At 58.6% G+C, this 22,069-nt stretch carries 15 protein-coding genes; 6 read left to right on the forward strand and 9 right to left on the reverse strand.

What is annotated here, in order from left to right:
* Positions 1-162 precede the first annotated feature (162 nt).
* The gene (locus ABH912_RS16110; protein ID WP_033058084.1) at positions 163-1,326 is read left to right on the forward strand and encodes a type III PLP-dependent enzyme; all 1,164 of its coding nucleotides are present in this window, start codon (positions 163-165) and stop codon (positions 1,324-1,326) included.
* Positions 1,327-1,375: 49 nt separating this feature from the next.
* Here the strand turns inward: ABH912_RS16110 and ABH912_RS16115 are convergent, their stop codons facing one another.
* The 4 genes from ABH912_RS16115 to ABH912_RS16130 all read right to left on the reverse strand — a co-directional run bounded on the left by ABH912_RS16115 (position 1,376) and on the right by ABH912_RS16130 (position 6,291).
* The gene (locus tag ABH912_RS16115; RefSeq protein ID WP_429511103.1) at positions 1,376-2,272 is read right to left on the reverse strand and encodes a hypothetical protein; all 897 of its coding nucleotides are present in this window, start codon (positions 2,270-2,272) and stop codon (positions 1,376-1,378) included.
* Positions 2,273-2,401: 129 nt separating this feature from the next.
* Positions 2,402-4,666, reverse strand: a complete 2,265-nt coding sequence (locus ABH912_RS16120) for an alpha-xenorhabdolysin family binary toxin subunit A (RefSeq protein ID WP_429511104.1) — start codon at positions 4,664-4,666, stop codon at positions 2,402-2,404.
* Between the two features lie 195 nt (positions 4,667-4,861).
* Positions 4,862-5,614: a tetratricopeptide repeat protein gene (locus ABH912_RS16125; protein WP_033058089.1), complete on the reverse strand. Its 753-nt coding sequence runs from the start codon at positions 5,612-5,614 to the stop codon at positions 4,862-4,864.
* Entirely contained in the window at positions 5,611-6,291 is a 681-nt protein-coding gene (locus tag ABH912_RS16130) for a Fe2+-dependent dioxygenase (RefSeq protein WP_033058090.1), read from the reverse strand. Before ABH912_RS16130 ends, ABH912_RS16125 begins: the two co-directional genes overlap by 4 nt.
* 207 nt (positions 6,292-6,498) lie before the next feature.
* Here ABH912_RS16130 and ABH912_RS16135 point away from each other — a divergent pair, with 207 nt between their 5' ends.
* The 3 genes from ABH912_RS16135 (at position 6,499) to ABH912_RS16145 (ending at position 12,145) form a co-directional block, all read left to right on the forward strand.
* Positions 6,499-8,841, forward strand: coding sequence for a TonB-dependent receptor (locus ABH912_RS16135; RefSeq protein WP_429511105.1), 2,343 nt, complete (start codon positions 6,499-6,501; stop codon positions 8,839-8,841).
* A 132-nt stretch (positions 8,842-8,973) separates the two neighbouring features.
* The gene (locus tag ABH912_RS16140) at positions 8,974-11,502 is read left to right on the forward strand and encodes a PepSY domain-containing protein (RefSeq protein WP_429511106.1); all 2,529 of its coding nucleotides are present in this window, start codon (positions 8,974-8,976) and stop codon (positions 11,500-11,502) included.
* Between the two features lie 223 nt (positions 11,503-11,725).
* Complete coding sequence (locus ABH912_RS16145; protein ID WP_033058094.1) at positions 11,726-12,145, forward strand: endonuclease domain-containing protein; 420 nt, start codon at positions 11,726-11,728, stop codon at positions 12,143-12,145.
* Between the two features lie 132 nt (positions 12,146-12,277).
* Here ABH912_RS16145 and ABH912_RS16150 read toward each other — a convergent pair whose 3' ends face one another.
* From ABH912_RS16150 to ptsP, 4 genes are all read right to left on the reverse strand, one after another.
* Positions 12,278-13,819, reverse strand: a complete 1,542-nt coding sequence (locus ABH912_RS16150) for an alkaline phosphatase D family protein (RefSeq protein ID WP_429511107.1) — start codon at positions 13,817-13,819, stop codon at positions 12,278-12,280.
* A gap of 169 nt (positions 13,820-13,988) precedes the next feature.
* Positions 13,989-15,728: a PTS fructose-like transporter subunit IIB gene (locus ABH912_RS16155; RefSeq protein ID WP_429511108.1), complete on the reverse strand. Its 1,740-nt coding sequence runs from the start codon at positions 15,726-15,728 to the stop codon at positions 13,989-13,991.
* 11 nt (positions 15,729-15,739) lie between these two features.
* On the reverse strand, positions 15,740-16,681 hold the full coding sequence (pfkB, locus tag ABH912_RS16160; protein ID WP_429511109.1) for a 1-phosphofructokinase: 942 nt from the start codon (positions 16,679-16,681) through the stop codon (positions 15,740-15,742).
* On the reverse strand, positions 16,681-19,542 hold the full coding sequence (gene ptsP / locus ABH912_RS16165; RefSeq protein ID WP_429511110.1) for a phosphoenolpyruvate--protein phosphotransferase: 2,862 nt from the start codon (positions 19,540-19,542) through the stop codon (positions 16,681-16,683). The genes pfkB and ptsP overlap by 1 nt, the downstream gene beginning before the upstream one ends.
* A gap of 301 nt (positions 19,543-19,843) precedes the next feature.
* On the opposite strand from ptsP, the gene cra reads away from it, so the two are divergent.
* Together cra and ABH912_RS16175 are read left to right on the forward strand one after the other, a co-directional pair.
* Positions 19,844-20,839 carry a catabolite repressor/activator gene (gene cra / locus ABH912_RS16170; RefSeq protein WP_056742871.1) on the forward strand — a complete coding sequence of 332 codons (996 nt, stop codon included), beginning with the start codon at positions 19,844-19,846 and terminating at the stop codon, positions 20,837-20,839.
* A 3-nt stretch (positions 20,840-20,842) separates the two neighbouring features.
* Entirely contained in the window at positions 20,843-21,619 is a 777-nt protein-coding gene (locus tag ABH912_RS16175; protein ID WP_429511111.1) for a TatD family hydrolase, read from the forward strand.
* Here the strand turns inward: ABH912_RS16175 and ABH912_RS16180 are convergent, their stop codons facing one another.
* Positions 21,620-22,009, reverse strand: coding sequence for a hypothetical protein (locus ABH912_RS16180; protein ID WP_429511112.1), 390 nt, complete (start codon positions 22,007-22,009; stop codon positions 21,620-21,622). It abuts the gene before it with no gap.
* Between the last annotated feature and the right edge of the window lie 60 nt (positions 22,010-22,069).

The following is a 22,069-nucleotide window of genomic DNA, read 5'->3' on the forward strand; positions in this document are numbered from 1 at the left end:
AGTACTGACGACGAGACAGCAAGGCCAAGGGAAAGCACCGCTTCCCATGGCCTTTTTGCTTTCGGCGACATGCCTTGGGAAGTAGGCGAACCAAAGTGGGGATACGGAGGACGTTCATTTGCACCCATTGTTAATTTCAGTTTGCCAGTAGGAGTTCCCAGCATGTCGATCAACGTCGAAGACTATTTCGCGCGCGATACCTTCAACAAAATGAAGGCCTTCGCCGACAAACAAGAAACCCCGTTCGTGGTGATCGACACCGCGATGATCAGCCAGGCCTATGACGACCTGCGCGCCGGTTTCGAATTCGCCAAGGTCTACTACGCGGTCAAGGCCAACCCGGCCGTCGAAATCATCGACCTGCTCAAAGAGAAAGGTTCGAACTTCGACATCGCTTCGATCTACGAGCTCGATAAAGTGATGAACCAGGGCGTCGGCCCGGATCGCATCAGCTACGGCAACACCATCAAGAAATCCAAAGACATTCGCTACTTCTACGAGAAGGGCGTGCGTCTGTATGCCACCGACTCCGAAGCCGACCTGCGCAACATCGCCAAGGCTGCACCGGGTTCGAAAGTCTACGTGCGCATCCTCACCGAAGGCTCGACCACCGCTGACTGGCCTCTGTCGCGCAAATTCGGCTGCCAGACCGACATGGCCATGGACCTGCTGATCCTTGCTCGCGACCTGGGCCTGGTGCCGTACGGCATCTCGTTCCACGTCGGCTCGCAACAGCGCGACATCAGCGTCTGGGACGCGGCGATCGCCAAGGTCAAAGTGATCTTCGAACGCCTGAAAGAAGAAGACGGCATTCACCTGAAGCTGATCAACATGGGCGGCGGCTTCCCGGCCAACTACATCACCCGCACCAACAGCCTGGAAACCTACGCTGAAGAAATCATCCGTTTCCTCAAGGAAGACTTCGGTGACGAACTGCCGGAAATCATCCTGGAACCGGGCCGTTCGCTAATCGCCAACGCTGGCATCCTGGTCAGTGAAGTGGTGCTGGTCGCCCGTAAATCCCGTACCGCGGTAGAGCGATGGGTGTACACGGATGTGGGCAAGTTCTCCGGCCTGATCGAAACCATGGACGAAGCCATCAAGTTCCCGATCTGGACCGAGAAGAAAGGCGAGATGGAAGAAGTGGTCATCGCCGGCCCGACCTGCGACAGCGCCGACATCATGTACGAAAACTACAAGTACGGTTTGCCGCTGAACCTGGCGATTGGTGATCGTTTGTACTGGTTGTCGACCGGTGCGTACACCACCAGTTACAGCGCCGTTGAGTTCAATGGCTTCCCGCCGCTGAAGTCGTTTTACGTGTAAAAACCGCTGGTAAAAGAAAAGGCCCATGACATGTCATGGGCCTTTTTTATTATCTGGACCACTGCTGAATCTGATGCCTCATCGTCACGAACTCCTTCAACACGTATTCAACCTGCGCCAAAGAAGAGATCAATTGCGATAGTTTCATCGTCGGTTTGACTGCCAGCAGCTCTTTTTCTGCCGTGCTTGAAAAGCCGCACATTGCATACAAAAAATCACTCAAATTGTTAATCGCTGAACTGGCGTCAGTGTAAACAGCGACAAGCTCGCGAAGGTGTTCTTTGGACTGGGCCAGACTTGCGCCCCTGAAACCACCGATTGCAGGTGGAGTTTTCATTCCTGACAAGCTGAATCCGCCTTCCACGTACCAGGCTTCAATCCGGGAATAATGGGAATGGCATTGGCAGGACTTCAGTGTCCATGACCGCACAAATCGCGAAAACACAGTGTGGATATCAAGATTGAGTTCGAGAGGCACAGCCTTGAGCTCCATAATCGCCGATGTAGCGCGATTCAATCGAAAATAAAGCTCATGGGTCAACCCTTTCACATCCGTGGGTGGAACCCAGATCCACCATGGCGAACGGGATAAGCTGAATCGCTTGAAGTCCAGCTCACGGAGGGTGATACCCCGGCCATTGCGCGGCGACTCTTTCGCGAGAACCCGACACTCTTGAATAAAATCAGAAAGGTAAATCAAGTTTTCATCACAGATTTTCCCAGCCTTCGCGATGTTACGTGCAAGTTGGTCCAGGTAACCCGTACTGAAAGAGGCCAGCACTGTCAAACGTTGCGTGTCCGGCAGGGTCGTCAGTACATGGCCCTGTCGCTGCAAACTTTCCGAGAAACTCTTGTATTGATTGAACGTGACAGGAAGTGCCTGGAGAAACTTGAAATAATTTTTCAGAGAAACAAAGTGTTTCTCGGCCAGCAGAAATTCATACATAAAATAGAGCCTGGATAAACGGGCGATAGCGTGTCGAAGAATCAAAAACCTTTAATAGGTGCCAGACAGGGCGCAACTGTCTTTGATAAAAAACGCGTTGCCCCCTGCGTACCCGTCAAACGTCTATGGTTATGGCAACGACACCGGGGCGAGGAAGGTGACGAGCTTCTTCACCTCTTTTATCGCGAGCGATACGCGCTGACCGAGATCACTTGTTTTGTTTTTTTCTACAGCGCTCAGAAAATCCGCAAATACCACGACTGCTTTCTTGTATTCCGAGACATAGACCTGACGTTGATCATCCAGCGAATGGACCACGCGAATAAACTCGATGCGCCCGAGGGTCTGGCTGATGTTTTTATCTTCCTGGGCAATCCTCTTGAAAAGGTCGTTCACTTTCTCTTGCAGCTTCCGACTCTCATGGATCATGTTCAGGAAAGAGATACCGTCATTGATATCGGCCATACTCTTTTTAAGCTGTTCGATCGCGAACATCACAATCTGAGCTTGCGGCGGCGCCATACCCAAGGCCTGAATCTTGTCGATGGTTAACGCAACATCGTTGCCGATTTTCTCTATAGCGGTTTTTTCAATTGCACTGATGGCGTCGGCAACCGCCTTGAGTTCACCCTGGGCGTTGACCAGGTATTCACCTAGCTCCGCCTTCACCTCACGAGCCCCCGCCAGATCTTTTTCCAGACCGGCTGCAAATCCTCGCGTAACGCCTTGGTCATACCCATCACTGATATTGGCCAGGCGAGTGCTGATTTTTCCTGCCTGCTTACCTGTTAATACCGGCAACTTTTTCAGCTCTGTCGCAATATCGACCTCGATCTCCAAGTACTCCTCGGAACCCGCAACCGCACCCGCCAGTTCTGCTTCAAGAGCGGCGAGTTTACGAATCCTGGACTCCAGATCCATCTTACTGTTGAGGCTGCACTCCCGTAGGTCGCGAGCACTGGCGTTAACATCACCTACCAGCCTTTTGAAGCGGTCAAAGACACCAGGGAGGTAGTTGAGCCGGATGAACAGCGCTTCAGCCGTGATGCCATCGTCGAGCATTGCCGACTGACTATTTTTCAGTGCCTGAAGATCAAGCACCGAGTATTGCTGCTGCTCAATGAACATGGTTCTCATCATCCTTGGTGCCGCCATTACCTGGCTTTGGCTGTATTCCTGATCTGCGTCCTTGAATACTTGAATCAAGGCATCTGCATCCTGGTGAATTTGTACCCAAGGACTAACCACTTCCCTGAATGTCGACATAAACCGCCGAAGGCTCAGTGCATCGTTAATCCCCGAAATCGCGGTCGCAGACTCCGTGACATAGCGATGCATTACGTTCCACACGTGCATCAGGTTTTGCGTCGCCAGATCCGCATCGATGGCGACAACCGTCAGATTTTGCAAATCGTGCTCAACGCGCTTCAACGAACCCAAGGTCTGGTTCATGTTTTTAAGGATTTCGATGTCCTTGTCTTGCTGCTCATTCAGTTTTTTGCGTTCGGCCCGGACATTTTCTGCCTCGACGCCGTAATAGATTGCCATACCAAGACCAAAGATATTCAGGCCCGCCGCAGAGCCCAGCGCCTTCTCGACCAGCGCTTTATATTGCGTGTTCTTTTCCTGGATCTCTGCAGCACGCCGAGTGATAACGTGGTCCTGCGCCTTGATGTCGGCAGGGTAAGAGTTGGTCTGGATCAGGCCAACTCGAAGTTTTATCCCTGGAAGTACCTTCTCTCGCAGGTCATAACCAAATTTATCCAGATCGGTTTTTATGGCACTGACATTCGCCAGATTGGACGCAACCCGGGCAAAGATCTTACTCAGGTAGTGCTGAATATCCGGAAGGGTGTCAGGTTCCAGTTCAATACCTGGAAACTTGCCACCCATATTGATTTGCAGCGTCTTTAGTTCAGCCAGGGTCTTAATATTATGTTTATCGAGCAATGGCGCAGCCTTGAGATCATCGTAGACCTCCTGCATATCGTCGCCATAGGTCTGCATGCTAGCGCCAAACAGTTTCAACTCGGTACCGGTGAGCATGATGCGTTCGCGCAGTGGCGACCAGCGCTTGGCATGATCACGGGTGTCGGTGAACGTCTTCAGAAAATCAGCCGCCTTGAGGCCCGCGCCACCGTCCTGCCCGGCACCAAAGCGCAAATAGTCGATTACATCCTGCAAGGTATAGGGCAGGGCCAGACCCGCAGCCTCGTACTTCCTCAGATCGATGATTTGTTTCTTGGTCAGCAACAGACCGGTATCGCGAGTAACACCATCGCTGTCAGCGGTGGAGGCATCGGTCAGAAGTTTTGGCACTTCCGTTGCAAACTCGGTAACTTTTTCATAACTGGCACCCTGCAAAGAGGCTGCCCACAACTTATTATCACTCATAATTATTCCATTAATTATACGACTGTTTATCCAAGGCAAATTACCTGAACAGTATTGCGCAACTTAAAACAACTTAAAGTCACGACACCCGAAAGACTAAAACAACTTCGAAAGTACTGTCAAAGACTAACAATCAACTTATATAAGAGAATAATACAGAGCAACTTATTACCACCAACCAACTTACTCACGAGCTCAGCCAAACATCTCCCGCTCGTGTTTTAAATAATCCTCGCCTAACAACTGCAGCAGAGGTTGCGGCGCATTCAGCAATCGCCGGGCACTGATCTGAAGAAAACGCTGATTACCGTTGAGCATGGCTTGGCGTAGCCAGACGAGCCCGTCTTCGATCCGGCCCTGCTCGACCAGCACGGCGCCAAGGCTGAATTGGCCACGAAAGTCGCCACCTTCGGCCGAGCGCTTGTACCACTCGACGGCCGCGGCAGGATCGCGCGGACAAAAACGCCCTTCTTCCAGATAACGCCCGAGCAGGTTCATCGACTTTGCATGCCCGAGTTCGGCTGCCCGGCGATAGCAGCCCAATGCTTGCGCCTGGTCTTCAGCCACCCCGCGCCCGGTGGCCAGCAGATTGGCGTAGTTATACATCGCCCAATCCAGTCCCTTCTCAGCCGCCAGTCGATAATGCCCCGCAGCCACTGAAGCATCGGCGGAGCAACCCCAGCCATGTTCATGACAACGACCGAGCATGTTGCGCGCCATCAAGTGCCCGCCATGGGCAGCGATCTCGAACCAACGCACAGCCAACGGCTGATCCTGCTCGATACCCTGCCCGTCCAGCAGAATCTGCCCGAGCAAGGCCTGAGCGTCGAGAACACCTTCGCGGGCGGCGATCAGAATCGCCTGTGCCGCGCGCGCCGGGCTTTCGTCGAGCATGGCCTTAAGCGAATCACCGTCGAGGATTTCCTCGCGCCGTAGTTGAAAACTCATACCTCGACCCAGCGACGCAGCAGGTTGTGGTAAGTGCCGGTGAGGCGAATCAGCGAAGGGTGATCGGGCATGTCCTGGGTCAGCTGCTGGATCGCCCCGTCCATCTCGAACAGCAAGGCGCGCTGGCTGTCTTCCCGGACCAGGCTTTGGGTCCAGAAGAACGAGGCGTAGCGAGTGCCGCGCGTCACGGCGTTGACCTTGTGCAGGCTGGTGCCGGGGTACAGCACCATGTCACCGGCCGGTAACTTCACCCGTTGGGTGCCGAAGGTGTCCTGGATTTCCAGTTCGCCGCCTTCGTAGTCGTCCGGCTCGCTGAAAAACAGAGTGGCCGACAAATCGGTGCGCACCCGCTCGATGCTGCCCTTGGGCTGGCGCACGGCGTTGTCGATGTGAAAGTCGAAACTGCCGCCGGCCGTGTAACAGTTCAGCAACGGAGGGAAGACCTTGTGCGGCAGCGCCGCCGACATGAACAGCGGATTTTTCCACAGCCGTTCCAGCATCGCCGCGCCGACTTCCTTGGCCAGCGGATGACCTTCCGGCAGCTGCAGATTGTGCTTGGCTTTGGCCGACTGGTAGCCGGCGGTGATCTTGCCGTCCGCCCAATCTGCCTGCTCCAGAGCCTCGCGGATGCGCTGCACTTCTTCTTTCGCGAACAGGCCGGGAATGTGCAGCAGCATGGGGATGACACCTGAAGACAAAGAGGCGGCAATGGTATTGATTCTTATTGCCTGTGTAAAACCCCTAGGACGAACGAGACGCCAAAAACCGTAAGGGTAAATTGTAAAGAATGTAAATTTAATGCGAATAGTAAAGTTTCGCAATTGATACAAATACCTGTTTACCCTATATTCCGCGGCCTCAAATCCTTGGGGAGGGGAATTCAAATGTCACGTCAACAACCACAAGTACCGGTCAGTTCACCACGTTTGCTCGCATCGGCCATCGGCATGGCGATTACTGCCGGTTCTGCGGGCCACATGGTTTTCGCAGCGGAAAAAGCTGACGAAAAGGCACCGGGTAATGTGATTTCTCTGGGCGCAACCGCCATCACTGGCGAGGCCCAGGACGAGACGTCCTACAAAGTCGAAAAAGCCTCCTCACCCAAGTACACCGCGCCGCTGGTGGATACCCCACGTTCGATCACCGTCATCCCGCAACAAGTACTCAAGGACACCGGCGCCCTCAACATGCAGGACGCGCTGCGCACTGTTCCAGGCATCACCTTCGGTGCCGGTGAAGGCGGCAACCCTCAAGGCGACCGCCCATTCATTCGCGGCTTCGATGCCCAGGGCGATACGTATCTGGACGGCGTGCGCGATACCGGTTCGCAGAGCCGCGAGATCTTCGCCGTTGAGTCGATCGAAGTCAGCAAAGGCCCGAACTCGGCAATCGGCGGCCGTGGTGCTGCCGGCGGCAGTATCAACCTGGTGAGTAAAAAAGCTCACCTGGGCAATTCGCTCGATGGCGGTTTCACCTGGGGTTCCGACCAGACCCAGCGGTACACCATGGATGGCAACTATCAGTTCACCGACACCGCGGCTGGCCGTCTGAACCTGATGAGCCACGAAAGCAACGTCGCTGGCCGTGACAGCGTCGACTATGACCGTTGGGGCGTCGCACCTTCGCTGGCTTTCGGCCTGGGCACCGACACTCGGGTCAACCTCGACTACTACCACCTGGAAAACAACGACACGCCAGATTCCGGGATTCCGTACAGCATCCCGGTCGCAGGTTCGACGGCTCGCACCAAGTCCAGCCCGGACAAGCCTGACGATGGCGGCGACAGCAGCAACTTCTATGGCTTGAACGGCCGCGACTTCCGCAAGGGCCGCACCGACACCGCAACCATCGCCATCGAGCACGATCTGAACGACGCGCTGACCATCAAGAACACCCTGCGCCACGGCACCAGCATGCAGGACTACATCCTGACCCAGCCGGACGACAGCAAGGGCAACGTCAACAATGGCAGCGTCTGGCGTCGGGCCAACACCCGGGTCAGCAACACCGAAACCACCACTAACCAGACCGATCTGTTTGGCGACGTCTACATCGCCGGATTCAAAAACAGCTTCTCTACCGGTATCGAGTTGAGCCGCGAGGAAAGCGAAAAGTCCTCGTATAACGTCAACACCGACACCACCCCGGGAACGACCGCGCCTCCAGCAAGCACCAACTGCACACCGGCGATGATTGGCGCACCGAGCGGTTACAACTGTACCTCGCTGTCCAACCCGAACCCGAACGACCCATGGAACGGTGCAATCTCGCGCAACTACGCTGGCACCGACACCAAAGCCAACACCTATGCGCTGTATGTGTTCGACACGCTGGAATTGTCCGAGCAATGGCTGGTGAACATGGGCCTGCGTTACGACCATTTCGACACCCAGTACCGCACCTTTGACAGCGCAGGGGCGACGGTCATCAACAAAGGCGTACCTGCAAAAGGCAAAGACACCAGCGAGTTCGTCACCGGTCAATTCGGTGTGGTCTACAAGCCGGCCGAAAACGGCAGCATTTATGCGTCCTACGCGACTTCTGCCACTCCACCAGGCTCCACCCTCGGCGAAGGCATGGACGGCAACCCGCTGGGTGGCACGGTTGATCGCAACAAAGATGTGCTCAAAAGCGACATGGAGCCGGAAACCACCAAGAACTACGAAATCGGTACCAAGTGGGACCTGCTGAACGATCGCCTGTCGTTGACCGCCGACATCTTCCGCACCGAGAAAGAAAACGCTCGCGTTCAAGTCGACACCACATCGTATGAAAACGCCGGTAAAACCCGCGTTCAAGGTATCGAACTGTCGGCCAGCGGCAAGATCACCGACAAATGGCAAGTGTTCGCCGGTTACGCCTACATGGACAGCGAGCAGGTCGATGCCGGCCCGCTGAACCGCGCCAACGAAGGCAACGAGCTGCCTAACACACCGAAAAACAGTGCCAGCGTGTGGACGACTTATCAGGTCACGCCGAAGCTGACCATCGGTGGCGGTGCGTTTTATGTCGATGATGTGTTCGGCAACGTAGCCAACACCACCATGGTTGATTCCTACGTTCGTTACGACGCAATGGCCGCGTACAAGCTGAGCAAAAACGTCGACCTGCAACTGAACGTGCAGAACCTGACCGATGAAACCTACTACGACAAAGCTTTCTCGACCCACTTCGCCAACCAGGCGGCGGGCCGTACCGCCCTGCTGAGCACCAACTTCCACTTCTGATAGAAGCGTGAAGACCAAAGCCCCGTTCATCCAGATGAACGGGGCTTTTGTGCGTAAGAAAGAATGTTTCTCGACAACCCACGGCATAATGCGCGCCGTGATCATTATTTCCGAACGAACAAGGCGAGTGACGTGTTGAAGAAAACCCTGTTCCAGTTGCACTGGTTTTTCGGCATCAGCGCCGGACTGGTCCTGGCCCTGATGGGCATCACCGGGGCGACGGTGTCGTTTCAGGATGAAATCCTGCGCGCGCTGAACCCTTCTGTGCTGCAAGTCGAGAAGCAGGTCGCTGGCGTCCTGCCACCCGCCGAACTGGTGGAAAAAATCGAGGGTGCCTCGGGCAAGAAAGTTTCGATGCTCTGGGTTGAGACCGACAGCGGTAACGCCGCGCGTGTGATCTTTACCCCGCCACCGGGCGAGCGCCGTGGGCAGATGCGCTACTTCGACCCGTACACCGCCGAGTTCATGGGCGACGCCACCGGCCAGGATTTCTTCGGCCTGATGCTGCAACTGCACCGCTTCCTCGCCATGGGCGATACCGGTCGGCAAATCACCGGTGCCTGTACGCTGATACTGGTGTTCTTCTGCCTGTCCGGCCTTTACCTGCGCTGGCCGCGCCAGTGGAAAAGCTGGCGCGCCTGGCTGACCCTCGACTGGAAGAAAAAGGGCCGCAGCTTCAACTGGGATTTGCACTCCGTCGCCGGCACCTGGTGCCTGGTGTTTTACCTCCTGGCAGCGCTCACCGGGTTGTCCTGGTCCTATGAGTGGTACAACAAGGGCCTGACCCGATTGCTTTCCGACTCACCGCAGAACGAGCGTGTTCGTGGCGGTCGCGGCCCTGCGCCAAGCGGCCCGGCCCCCACCGCCGATTACGCCGCGATGTGGAGCAGCATCTACAGCGCCGCTGGCCCGGCACTGAGTGCCTACAACATCCGCATGCCGTCCGTGGCCGGGCAGCCGGCCACCGTGTTCTACCTGTTGAACAGCTCGCCCCACGACCGTGCGCTGAACCAGATCACGCTGGATCCGGCCACCGGCATCGTCAAGCGGCATGACCGCTACAGCGACAAGAGCCTCAAGGCGCAACTGCTGACCAGCATTTACGCGCTGCACGTCGGCAGCTATTTCGGAATCATCGGGCGCGTCATCCTGACGATCAGTGCGCTGACGATGCCACTGTTTTTCGTCACCGGTTGGTTGTTGTACCTCGATCGTCGACGCAAGAAAAAACAGATCAAGGATGCCCGCGCAGGCTTCGCGCAAACAGGCAGCAATACACCCGCCTGGTTGATCGGCTTCGCCAGCCAAAGCGGCTTTGCCGAACAACTGGCGTGGCAGACCGCCGGGCAATTGCAGGCGGCCGGCCTGCCGGTGAAGGTTCAGCCGTTGGCGAATGTCAGCGCGCAGGACTTGCGTGAATCCAGCAACGCACTGTTCGTGGTCAGCACCTTCGGCGACGGTGAAGCGCCGGACAGCGCCCGGGGTTTTGAGCGCAAAGTGCTGGGCCGGACGTTGGGCCTGGAAAGCCTGAACTACGCCGTGCTTGGGATTGGCGATCGCCAGTACCAACATTTCTGCGGTTTCGCTCGACGCTTGCACACGTGGCTGGGCGAGCACGGCGGCAAGACCCTGTTCGCCCCGGTGGAGGTCGACAGCGGCGACCCTTACGCCTTGCGTCACTGGCAGCAGCAACTGGGCCTGCTGACCGGACAGGCGCCCGTGGACACCTGGCAAGCACCAAGCTATGACAACTGGACCCTGACCCGCCGCGAACTGCTCAACCCTGACAGCACGGGTTCTGCTGTGTACTTGCTGGGCCTCACCGCCCCCACCACCAGCAGTTGGCTGGCCGGTGACCTGGTGGAAGTGTTGCCGCGCAATTGTCCGTGGGCGATCGAGCATTTCCTCGATGGCCTGGGCATTGACGGTCGCGCCACGGTTACGCTCGATGACCTGTCGCAACCGCTAGAGCAAGCCCTCGCCAGTCGACAACTGCCGGAAAACAGAGCTCACCTGGTCGGCCTGCATGCCCAGGCGCTGGTGAATGCGCTGGTGCCCCTGGCCATGCGCGAATACTCCATCGCCTCGATCGCCGCCGATGGCGTACTCGAACTGATCGTGCGCCAGGAACTTCATCCCGACGGTAGCCTGGGTGTTGGTTCCGGCTGGCTGACCGAACACGCCACGGTGGGCGGCACCATCAGCCTGCGCGTGCGGCGCAACAGCGGTTTCCATCTACCGAACGAACCCGTGCCGATGATCCTGCTGGGCAATGGCACCGGCCTGGCCGGGCTGCGCAGTTTGCTCAAGGCACGGATCGCCAATGGGCAGCAACGTCATTGGCTGTTGTTCGGCGAACGCAATCGCGAGCATGACTATCTGTGTCGCGATGAGCTGGAAGAATGGTTGATTTCGGGGGATCTGGAGCGGCTGGACCTGGCGTTCTCGCGGGATCAGGCCGAGAAGATTTATGTGCAGGATCGACTGCGTGAGTCGGCTGGGGAGTTGAAGAAGTGGTTGGCCGAGGGTGCGGTCATTTACATCTGCGGCAGCTTGCAAGGGATGGCTTCGGGGGTGGACCACGTGCTCAACGAATTGCTTGGGATTGCAGAGGTTGATCGCCTGATTGAGCAAGGTCGGTATCGGCGTGACGTCTACTAAAAAGCCTCCCTCACCCTAGCCCTCTCCCAGAGGGAGAGGGGACTGACCGAGTTGTTCTTAGAGTTACATCGACCTGAAAAATCGAGTCGAACTCAGGTTTGGATACGATGAAGATCGGCTCCCTTTCCCCCTCTCCCCCGTGGGGAGAGGGGTGGTTCTACAAGCAAACGACAAAACCTCGGCTACAGTTAAACCTCCATCCCCCTTCACACGGACGTGAAGCATGCCCACCCGCCCCTCCTCCAACCAACGCCAATTCGCCCGCCATCTGCGCACCCACCAAACCGACTGCGAACTGCTCCTCTGGCAAAAACTCCGTTCTCGGCAAATCGCCAATCTGAAGTTTCGTCGGCAGTTTCCATGCCCGCCGTACATCCTGGATTTTTATTGCGTGGAACTGAAGTTGGCCATCGAACTCGATGGTGGTCAGCATTACGAGACGGCGGCAAAAATACATGACCAGCGTCGAACGCTTTACCTTCAGCAGCAAGGTATTGAGGTTGTGCGGTTTAGCAATCTGGAGGTCATTGAGAGGATGAGTGACGTGCTTGAGCAAATCCTGAGGTTTGCGGCGAATCGAACATCGCCCCCTCACCCTAACCCTCTCCCGGAGGGAGAGGGGACTGACCGTGGGTTTCTTTAGAGTTTCTGCGACCTGAAAGTGCTGTGCCGAATCCACAATCGACTCGATTTTTCAGGTCGATGGATTACGGGAGACACTTCGATCGGCTCCCTCTCCCCTCTGGGGAGAGGGCTGGGGTGAGGGGTGGATCTATCAGACTGGCTGCAACTTCTGCTCAAACACCCCAACCCCATCCAGATCCCGCAACACCACACTCATCTCCCCCGTCTGCCCATCAATATTCACCTCACCAAAAAACTGAAACCCGGCAAACGGTGAGGTGTTCTGTGCCGGCGGTGCTTTCTCGAACACCACGTCCGGGCCAAAGGTTTTATCCAGCACATCAGGCCCGAAGCTCCCCGCATTCAAAGGTCCGGCGACAAACTCCCAGAAGGGTTCGAAATCCTGAAACGCCGCACGGTCCGGGTGGTAATGGTGCGCGGCGCAGTAATGCACATCCGCCGTCAGCCAGACGAAATTGCGCACCTGCTGCGCCCGCAGAAAACCCAACAATTCGGCGATTTCCAGTTCACGCCCCTGGGCCGGTCCCGGATCACCATTGGCCACGGCTTCCCAGCGCGCCACACCGGGGCTGACTTCACCATCCGATACGCCGAGGCCGATCGGCATATCAGCAGCAATGACTTTCCACTGGGCATTGGAGGCCTTCAATTCACGCTTGAGCCAGTCCAGCTGTTCACGTCCGAGGAACGGTTTAGCGGCACCCAGGTTGGCATCATTGGCCCCGCGATAGCTGCGCATGTCGAGCACGAACACATCAAGCAATGGCCCATAACCGAGCTTGCGATAAATCCGCCCGCCGTCATCGGCGCTCTGCAACCGCATCGGTGCGTATTCAAGCCAGGCCTGACGCGCGCGACCGACCAGGCTGTGGATATCTTTGCTCTTGTAGCGATCATCCAACTGCTTGCCCGGCGACCAGTTGTTCACCACTTCATGATCGTCCCATTGCCAGATCTGCGGGACCTCGGCGTTGAAGCGGCGGATGTTTTCGTCCATCAGGTTGTAGCGGTAATTGCCGCGATAGTCGTCGAGGGTTTCGGCGACTTTGCTCTTGGCTTCAGTGGTGATGTTTCGCCACACGCGGCCGCTCTCTGTGGTGAGCTGCGCAGGTATGGGACCGTCGGCGTAGATGGTGTCGCCGCTGTGGATAAAGAAGTCTGGCAGGCGCAAACGCATGGCATCGTAGATGCGCATGCCGCCGATGTCCGGGTTGATGCCGAAGCCCTGGCCGGCGGTGTCGCCGCTCCAGACGAAACGGATGTCACGACGGGTTTGCGGCACGCTGCGCAGATGGCCAAACCAGGGTTCGCTGGCGACACCGCTCTGGGCGTCTTCGAAGAGCACGCGGTAGAAAATCGCCTGGTCGGCGGGCAGGCCAGTGAGTTCGACGCGGGTAGTGAAATCGGTAGTGGAGTCGGCCAATGGCGAGACAAAACGACGGGGGTTGGTGAACAGACTGCGGGTGTCCCACTCCACCACCATGCGCGCCGGGCGATCACAACGACTCCAGATCATCGCCCGGTCGCCCAGTACGTCGCCGGACTGCACGCCATCGGTGAGTTGCGGACGATCCTTGACCGAAGCAATCACCGCCGGCGCCAGGCCTGGCAACAACAGCCCGGCACCGACGGCTTGTATGACACGACGGCGGCCGAGGTCGAATTCGCTCATGGTGTTCTCCCTGAAAAGGAAAACTTAAGCACATGCCCATGAAACCGGTGTGACACGTCCCTTTGTAGGAGTGAGCCTGCTCGCGATAGCGACTTAACATTCAACGAAAATGGTGACTGCTAAACCGCTATCGCGAGCAGGCTCACGCCTACAGTAGTGCGGTGGGGTGTCAGGCGTTGGCGGGTTCCAGTGCCAGCTCGACCGCTTCCGGCCGCTTGAGCAGCGCATACGCCACCGCCGTCAGCAGACTCCCGGCCACAATCGCCAGCAGGTACAACAGCGCATGGTTGATCGCATTCGGGATCGCCAGCACGAACAATCCGCCGTGCGGCGCCATCAGTTTGCAGCCGAAATACATCGACAACGCACCGGTCAGCGCACCACCGGCAATGCTCGCCGGGATCACCCGTAGCGGGTCTTTCGCGGCAAACGGGATCGCGCCTTCGGAGATGAAGCACAACCCCAAGACCAACGCCGCTTTACCGGCCTCGCGTTCGGTCTGGGCGAACTTGCGCCGCGCAATAAACGTAGCGATGCCCAGACCAATCGGCGGCACCATGCCGGCCGCCATGGTCGCGGCCATCGGTGCATAGCTTTGCGACGCCAGCAGCCCCACCGAGAACGCATACGCGGCTTTGTTGATCGGCCCGCCAAGGTCGACGCACATCATCCCGCCCAGCAACACACCGAGCAGAATCGCGTTGGTGGTACCCATGCTGTCGAGGAAGTGCGTGAGCCCTTCGAGCATCCCGGCCACCGGTTTGCCGACCACATAGATCATCACCAGACCGGTGAACAGACTCGCCAGCAACGGGATGATCAGGATCGGTTTCAGCGCCTCAAGACTTTGTGGCAAGCGCGCATAACGGTTGATCGCCTGCGCCGCGTAACCGGCGATGAAACCGGCAATGATCCCGCCGATAAAACCGGCCCCCAAAGTACTTGCCAGCAGACCGCCAATCATCCCCGGCGCCAGGCCCGGACGGTCGGCGATCGAGTAGGCGATGTAACCCGCCAGCAGTGGCACCATCAACTTGAACGCAGTCTCGCCGCCGATCTGCATCAGCGCCGCCGCCAATGTGCCCGGCTCCTTGAACGCCGTAATGCCGAACACAAACGACAAGGCGATCATCAGACCGCCCGCTACCACCATCGGCAGCATGAACGACACGCCCGTCAGCAGGTGTTTGTAGACACCGGTTTTCTCTTGCTTGGCCGGGCCTTTGGCACCGCTCGAAGCGGTTTCCTGCGTGCCTTCGGCCAACGCTTTGTTCAGCGTCGCTTCGGCTTGCTTGAGGGCGATGCCGGTGCCGCAACGGTAAATCTTCTTGCCGGCGAAACGATCGGTGGCGACTTCGATATCGCAGGCCAGCAGCACCACGTCCGCATTGGCAATCGCCGCTGCACTCAACGGATTGCGCGCACCGACCGAGCCCTGGGTTTCCACTTGCAGGTCGTAACCCAGACGCTTGGCCGCTTGCTGCAAAGCCTCCGCGGCCATGAAGGTGTGAGCGACGCCGGTCGGGCACGCGGTAATCGCGACCAGACGCGGGGCGTTTTTTACCAGGGCGGCAGGCTCGGCCACGGCTTCCGGGACGACGTAAACCTGGGCCTCTTCAGCACCACGACGCAGCACCGCTTCAACATCTTGCAGGGCTTGCGCCGGGGTGCTCTGGAACACCCGCTTGCCGACGAATCGCGACATATCCACCGGCGCGCTGGTCACCAACAACACCCACTCGGCCGCCTCAATCGTGGCCGCCGATAATTGACGTTCAGGGTGCGCGGCATCGTTGACTTCGACACTGGTGCTCCAGCCCTGACGCTGGGCCGCTGCATCAAGCAAGCGGGCGCACAGCACACTGGTGACCATGCCGTTCGGGCAGGCCGTAACAATGGCTAACTTCATGACAAACCCTCTTATTGTTCTGTCAGGGGGCGCACGCGCACACCCTGTTCAAGCCGCGCCAACTGCGTGGCGTCGCCAATACCAAAACCGATCTGGGTGACCGCCATCGCGGCAATCGCCGTGGCGGTGCGCAAGGTTTGTTCAGGCGTGTCGGCGCTGAGCAAACCGTGGAGCATGCCGGCCAGTAACGAATCGCCTGCGCCCACGGTGCTGACGACACTGACCTTGGGCGGCGTGGCATGCATCGCCGAGCCGACACTGAACCAGTTCACACCGTCAGCACCGTCGGAGATCACCACGTGCTCGATGCCTTGAGCGTGCAAGCGGCTCGCGGCTTGCGCTTGCGCAGCCACCGAAACCACATCGCAGCCCAGCACGTCGGCCAGCTCTTCGGTGTTCGGCTTGATCAGCCACGGGCCGGCATTGAGCGCGGCCCGCAAAGCTTCGCCACTGCTGTCCAGCGCCACGTTCAAACCGAGATTTTTCAAACGCACAATCAACGCCTGCAACCACTGAGGACTGATGCCTTGGGGCAGGCTGCCGGCAACGACGACCGCGTCATGACCGGGAGCGATTTGATCAAGTCGATCAAGCAATGCCTGCTGCGCGGCTTCACTCACCAAGGGTCCGGGACCGTTGATGTCGGTGATGCGTCCATTGCCTTCCGCCAGTTTGATGTTGCTGCGCGTCTCACCCGGAACACGGATGAACGCGTCGACAAACCCGCGTTTGGCGAACAGGGTTTCGAACGCTTGAGGGTTGTCCTCCCCGAGGAAACCGCTGACCGTGAGCTGATGCCCGAGGTCCGCCAGCACCTGTGCCACGTTCACGCCTTTACCGGCGGCATGCGTGTGCATCTCGTCGCTACGGTTGACTTGGCCGGGGGTAAGCAACGGCAACTGGACCGTGAGGTCCAGCGCCGGGTTGAGGGTCAGGGTCAGGATCTTGGCCATTACAGGGCCTCCACTAATGCGCGCACTTCGTTTGCGCTGCCCACGGCCAGGGCCTGTTGGGCAAGGATTTTGGTCTGCGCCAGGCTGAGTTCGCGAACCCGCGCCTTGACCTCGGCGATGCTGCGACCGGACACGCTCAACTCATCCACACCGAGACCGACCAGCACCGGCACCGCCAGCGGATCGGCCGCCAACTCCCCGCACACGCCGACCCACTTGCCGTTGGCATGCGCCGCACGCACGGTGATGTCGATCAGTTGCAGCACCGCCGGGTGCAAGCCGTCAGCCTGGGCCGACAAGGTTGGGTGACCACGGTCGATGGCCAGGGTGTATTGGGTCAGGTCATTGGTGCCGACGCTGAAGAAGTCGACCTCTTTGGCCAGCACCGGCGCCAGCAACGCAGCCGACGGCACTTCAATCATGATCCCCAGTTGCAGGTCGGCAACCGGAATTTCCAGACGCAGACGTTCGGTCATGTCCCGCGCCTGGCGCCATTCATCGACGCTGCCGACCATGGGAAACATGATCCGCAATGGACGGTTGTCCGCCGCACGGAGCAACGCACGCAATTGCGCTTCCATGATGTGCGGACGTTGCAGGGTCAGACGAATACCGCGAACGCCGAGGAACGGGTTTTCTTCTTTGGCGATCGGCCAATACGGCAGCGGTTTGTCGCCACCGACATCGAGAGTACGCACCACCAGCGGCCGACCGGCCAGACCATCGAGGACGCGACGGTATTCGACTTCCTGGGTCGCCTCGTCCGGCGCTTGCGAGTGAGCCATGAAAATCAGTTCGGTGCGCAGCAGGCCAATGCCTTCGGCACCCTGCTCCACCGCGCTGGTCACGCCGGCGCTTTCGCCGATGTTGGCGAACACTTCGACCGCATGTCCGTCAGTGGTCAGTGCCGGTTGATGACGTTGTTCGGCGGCCGCTTTCAGACGCAGCTCGCGGGTGTCGCGTTCTTCGGTGGCGCGCTGCAAGGTCGCCGCGTCGGCGTCCACGTGCAGGCGGCCGCGTTGGCCATCAATCAGCAACGGCGTGCCCGGCGCCAGCAGCAACACGGCCGGGCCGGCGCCGACCAGCGCTGGAATACCGAGGGCTCGGGCAACAATCGCACTGTGTGCGGTGGCGCCACCACGGGCGGTGAGGATCCCGGCGACACGCGCCGGATCAAGGCGGGCGACGTCGGACGGACCGACTTCATCCATCACCAGAATGTACGGTTGCTCCGGCTCGCTCGGGGATTCGACGCCACTCAGTTGCGCCAGCACTCGACGGCCGATATCACGCAAGTCGGCGGCACGCTCGGCGAGCAAGGCGTCCTGAAGCGATTCCTGTTGTTTGGCCGCCGCTTCAATCACCGCCATCCACGCCGCTTCGGCGCTTTCGCCCTGCTTGAGACGGGTGTCGACTTCATCGGTCAATTCCGGGTCGTCGAGCATTTCCTGGTGGGTGATGAAAATTTCACGAATAGCCTTGGACTTGCTGCGTTCGATCAGGCCTTCAATGTCGCGACGCACGTCCGCCAACGCCTGTTGGAGGCGCTCACGCTCGATTGCGGCAGACTCACCGCGCAGCGGGTATTCAATGATTTGCAGCACTTGAATGTGCGCCGGGCCGATGGCGATGCCCGGTGCGGCGGCGATGGCCTGAACCAGACTGCCGGAGGCTGGCGCGAGGACCACTTCGGCCACATCGGCGATCACTTCGCGCTGTTGGCTCACGGCTGGCAGCGGCTCGACTTCTTCACCGAGGCCTTCTTCGATGGCGGCCAGCAAGGCTGGCAAGGCATCGGCGGAGATGCTCGGTTCAGCGACAAATTCCAGAACCTGACCGCGACGGGCGCCGAGGCTGAGCAGTTTGCTCAAGCTCTTCACCGACACAGCGCTGTCCTGGCCATCGACGATGCGTACGCGGATTTCACCTTCAAAACTTTTCGCCAGTTGCGCGAGGATCTTCGCCGGACGTGCGTGCAAGCCGTGGGCGTTGGCCAGGGCGATGCGAGCGCTGGGCCAATCGGCCGGCAGCTCACCGCCAAGGACTTCGAGGACTTTACGGCTGCTGGTGGCGCGGCCCAATTCGTGGCCGCGACCTTCGATCAGCAACGCACAAAGGCGTTCGAGCAAGGCCTGATGGGCTTCACCGAGGCTGGCCAGGCAAAACAGACCGCTGAGCGGCTGGCCGAGGTAACGCATGGGTTTGTCCGGCGTAACGAAGGCCAGGCCCGGGCGCTTGACCGTTTGCTCGCTGTGCAACCACCACAGGCCATCGCCCAATGGCAGCGCGTCGACTTGTTGCAACACGGCAGAGAAACCGTTGCTCACACAATCGGCCTGACGCAGCAAACGCGCACCGCGCCAGACCAGCTCTTCGAAGTCATCGGCGGACACACCGAGGCCGATCATCTGTGCATCCAGCGCCAATTCTTGCGGCGCGCCTTGCAGCAGTTTCAGCAAGGCTTCGGCGGAACCGGCGCGACGCAGGGCCTGGCCGAGGTCAGTTTCGCCGAGGGCGCGGGTAAGAAGTTGTAACAAGCGCAGGTGTTCGTCGGATTTGGCCGCAATACCAATCGCCAGGTAGACGATCTGACCGTCGCCCCAGTCCACGCCTTCGGGGAACTGCATCAGTCGCACGCCGGTGGAAAACACCAGATCGCGGGTTTCCGGCGTACCGTGGGGGATGGCAATACCTTGACCGAGAAAGGTCGAGCCCTGGGCTTCGCGCGCCTGCAACCCGGCGAGATAACCCTCGGCCACCAGGCCATCGGCGACCAGATGCTGGGCCAGCAGTTGCAACGCTGCGGACTTATCCACAGCCGATTGGCCCATGGATATCTGCTCTATGGTGAGCTCGAGCATGCTTTCTCCTTTTTGGCGTCTTGTGACGCCAGGTATTGTTTTGAATGATTCAGCTTAAGCTCTTAAGCACACCTTTTCAGGGGCAGTTTTGGCGGTTTCGCGGCAGAACCGTCAAAGGAGCCTATAACGTAGAAAATACGCCTGCTGAAACGTTTAATCTAGAATGATTGGCACGTTACTCGATAATGTCTCATCCTTGAAGCCCAATTGTCGGATGCGTCACGACGATGGTCGTCTGCCTGAATCGGGTAGGATTGGCGAAAATGTCGGGGCAAGCTCGAAAAAACAAGGAAAACCCGGGTTGAAACTCAGTGATATTGCCCAGTTGGCCGGTGTGTCCGTTACCACCGCCAGCTATGTCATCAATGGCAAGGCAGAACAACAACGTATCAGCAGTGCCACCGTCGAGCGCGTGCGCGCAGTCGTCGAACAACATGGCTTTACGCCCAACCCCCAGGCTGCCGGGCTGCGCAGCCGGCATACCCGCACCCTGGGTTTCATTCTGCCGGACCTGGAAAACCCCAGTTACGCGCGAATCGCAAAACTGTTGGAACAAGGTGCCCGCGCTCGCGGCTATCAGTTGCTGATCGCCAGCTCCGACGATGCGCCGGACAGCGAACGGCAATTGCTGAAACTGTTCCGGGCCCGGCGCTGCGATGCGTTGATCGTTGCCAGTTGCCTGCCGGCCGGCGATGACAGCTATCGCCAATTGCAGGCCAAAGGCATTCCGATCATCGCGATCGACCGGGTCATGGAGCCTGAGCATTTCTGTTCGGTGATCAGTGATGACCGCGAGGCCAGCCTGCAACTGACCCGCAGTCTACTGGACCCGTTGCCCAAGCAGATCGCACTGATCGGCGCACGCCCCGAACTGAGCATCAGCCAGGAACGGGCGGGTGGTTTCAAAGAGGCGTTGGACGGGTTCAAAGGCGAAGTGCTGATCGAACACGGTGAGTCGTTCAGCCGTGAATGCGGCAAACAGTTGATGGAAGAACTGCTACAGCGTCTGGGCCATTTGCCGGATGCGCTGGTAACCACGTCCTACGTGTTGCTTCAGGGCGTATTCGATGCCTTGCACGACTTCCCGCTCAAAACCCGCCCGCTACGCCTCGGCACATTCGGCGACACGCAGCTGCTGGATTTCCTGCCGCTGCCGGTCAACGCCATGGCCCAGCAGCATCAGCTTATCGCCGACAAAGCGCTGGAACTGGCCCTGGCCGCCATCGAGCAATCGGATTACCGACCCGGCGTGCAGGCCATCGCGCGGACCTTCAAGCAGCGTATTCGCCAGGACTGAACCGTGGAGCTGATCGACAGCCATACTCATCTGGATTTTCCGGACTTCGACGAGGATCGCACGGCGTTGTTGGCCGAGAGCCGCGCCCTCGGAGTGCGGCGGATGGTGGTGCTGGGGGTTTATCGGGGCAATTGGCAGCGCGTCTGGGATCTGGTGCAAAGCGATCCCGACCTGCATGCGGCGTTCGGTCTGCACCCGGTGTATCTGGATGATCATCGCCCTGAAGATTTACACGAACTGGGTGATTGGCTGACCCGGCTGGCGGGTCATCGGCAGTTGTGCGCGGTGGGCGAGATCGGTCTGGATTACTTTATCGAAACCCTGGACCGTGAACGCCAACAGGCGTTGTTCGATGCGCAACTGCAGCTGGCGGCGGACTTCAACCTTCCAGCGCTGATACATGTGCGACGCAGCCACGCTGCTGTAATTGCCACGCTTAAACGGTTTCGCTTGAAACGCGCGGGGATCATTCATGCCTTCGCCGGCAGCAAAGAAGAAGCCCGCGAATACATCAAGCTCGGTTTCAAATTAGGCCTGGGCGGTGCCGCGACCTGGCCTCAGGCGTTACGCATGCATCGTGTGCTTGCCGAATTGCCGATTGAATCGGTGGTACTGGAAACCGATTCGCCGGACATGGCACCCGCCATGTTTCCCGGCCAACGCAACAGCCCGGCGCATCTGCCGGCAATCTGCTCGGCACTGGCCGGGATCATGGCGATCAGCCCTGAGCAATTGGCCGCCGCCAGCACGGCCAATGCTTGTGAGCTGTTCAACTGGTAATCAGTCGGCGTGGGCCTTGGCGGCTTCCAGCGTCAGCGTCATGTGTTGCCGGTGCCGGGCAAACCGCATGACGGCGAAATAGACGAAAATCGCCAACAGCGAAAAATTCAGCTGCTCCACGACGCTGAACATCCCGATCCACTCCAACACCAACGCCACCAGCAACGCGGTGCAAACCATGACCAACGTGCTCGCCCGCAGCAATGCCAGGGAGTCGAGGGACTTGAAGCGCTTGATCTGTTTCGGATCGTTCAGTTGCAAAGCTTTCTGGCAGTGGGAACACGCGAACACTTCATTGATCGCAATGGCGTTGAGTTGCCAGGGTTTGAGCAGGAGTGTGCTCCCGCAATGAGCGCAGTGACCCTGGATTCCAATCGTTGCAGCAGACATAACCGAGCCTCCTCAGGGCAGGTCCAAGTGATTGATCTTCCTCCATTAAAGACCAAAAAC

The sequence above is a fragment of the Pseudomonas sp. BT76 TE3572 genome (genome assembly GCF_050435365.1).
In the GTDB taxonomy this organism is placed as follows: Bacteria; Pseudomonadota; Gammaproteobacteria; order Pseudomonadales; family Pseudomonadaceae; genus Aquipseudomonas; species Aquipseudomonas fluorescens_W.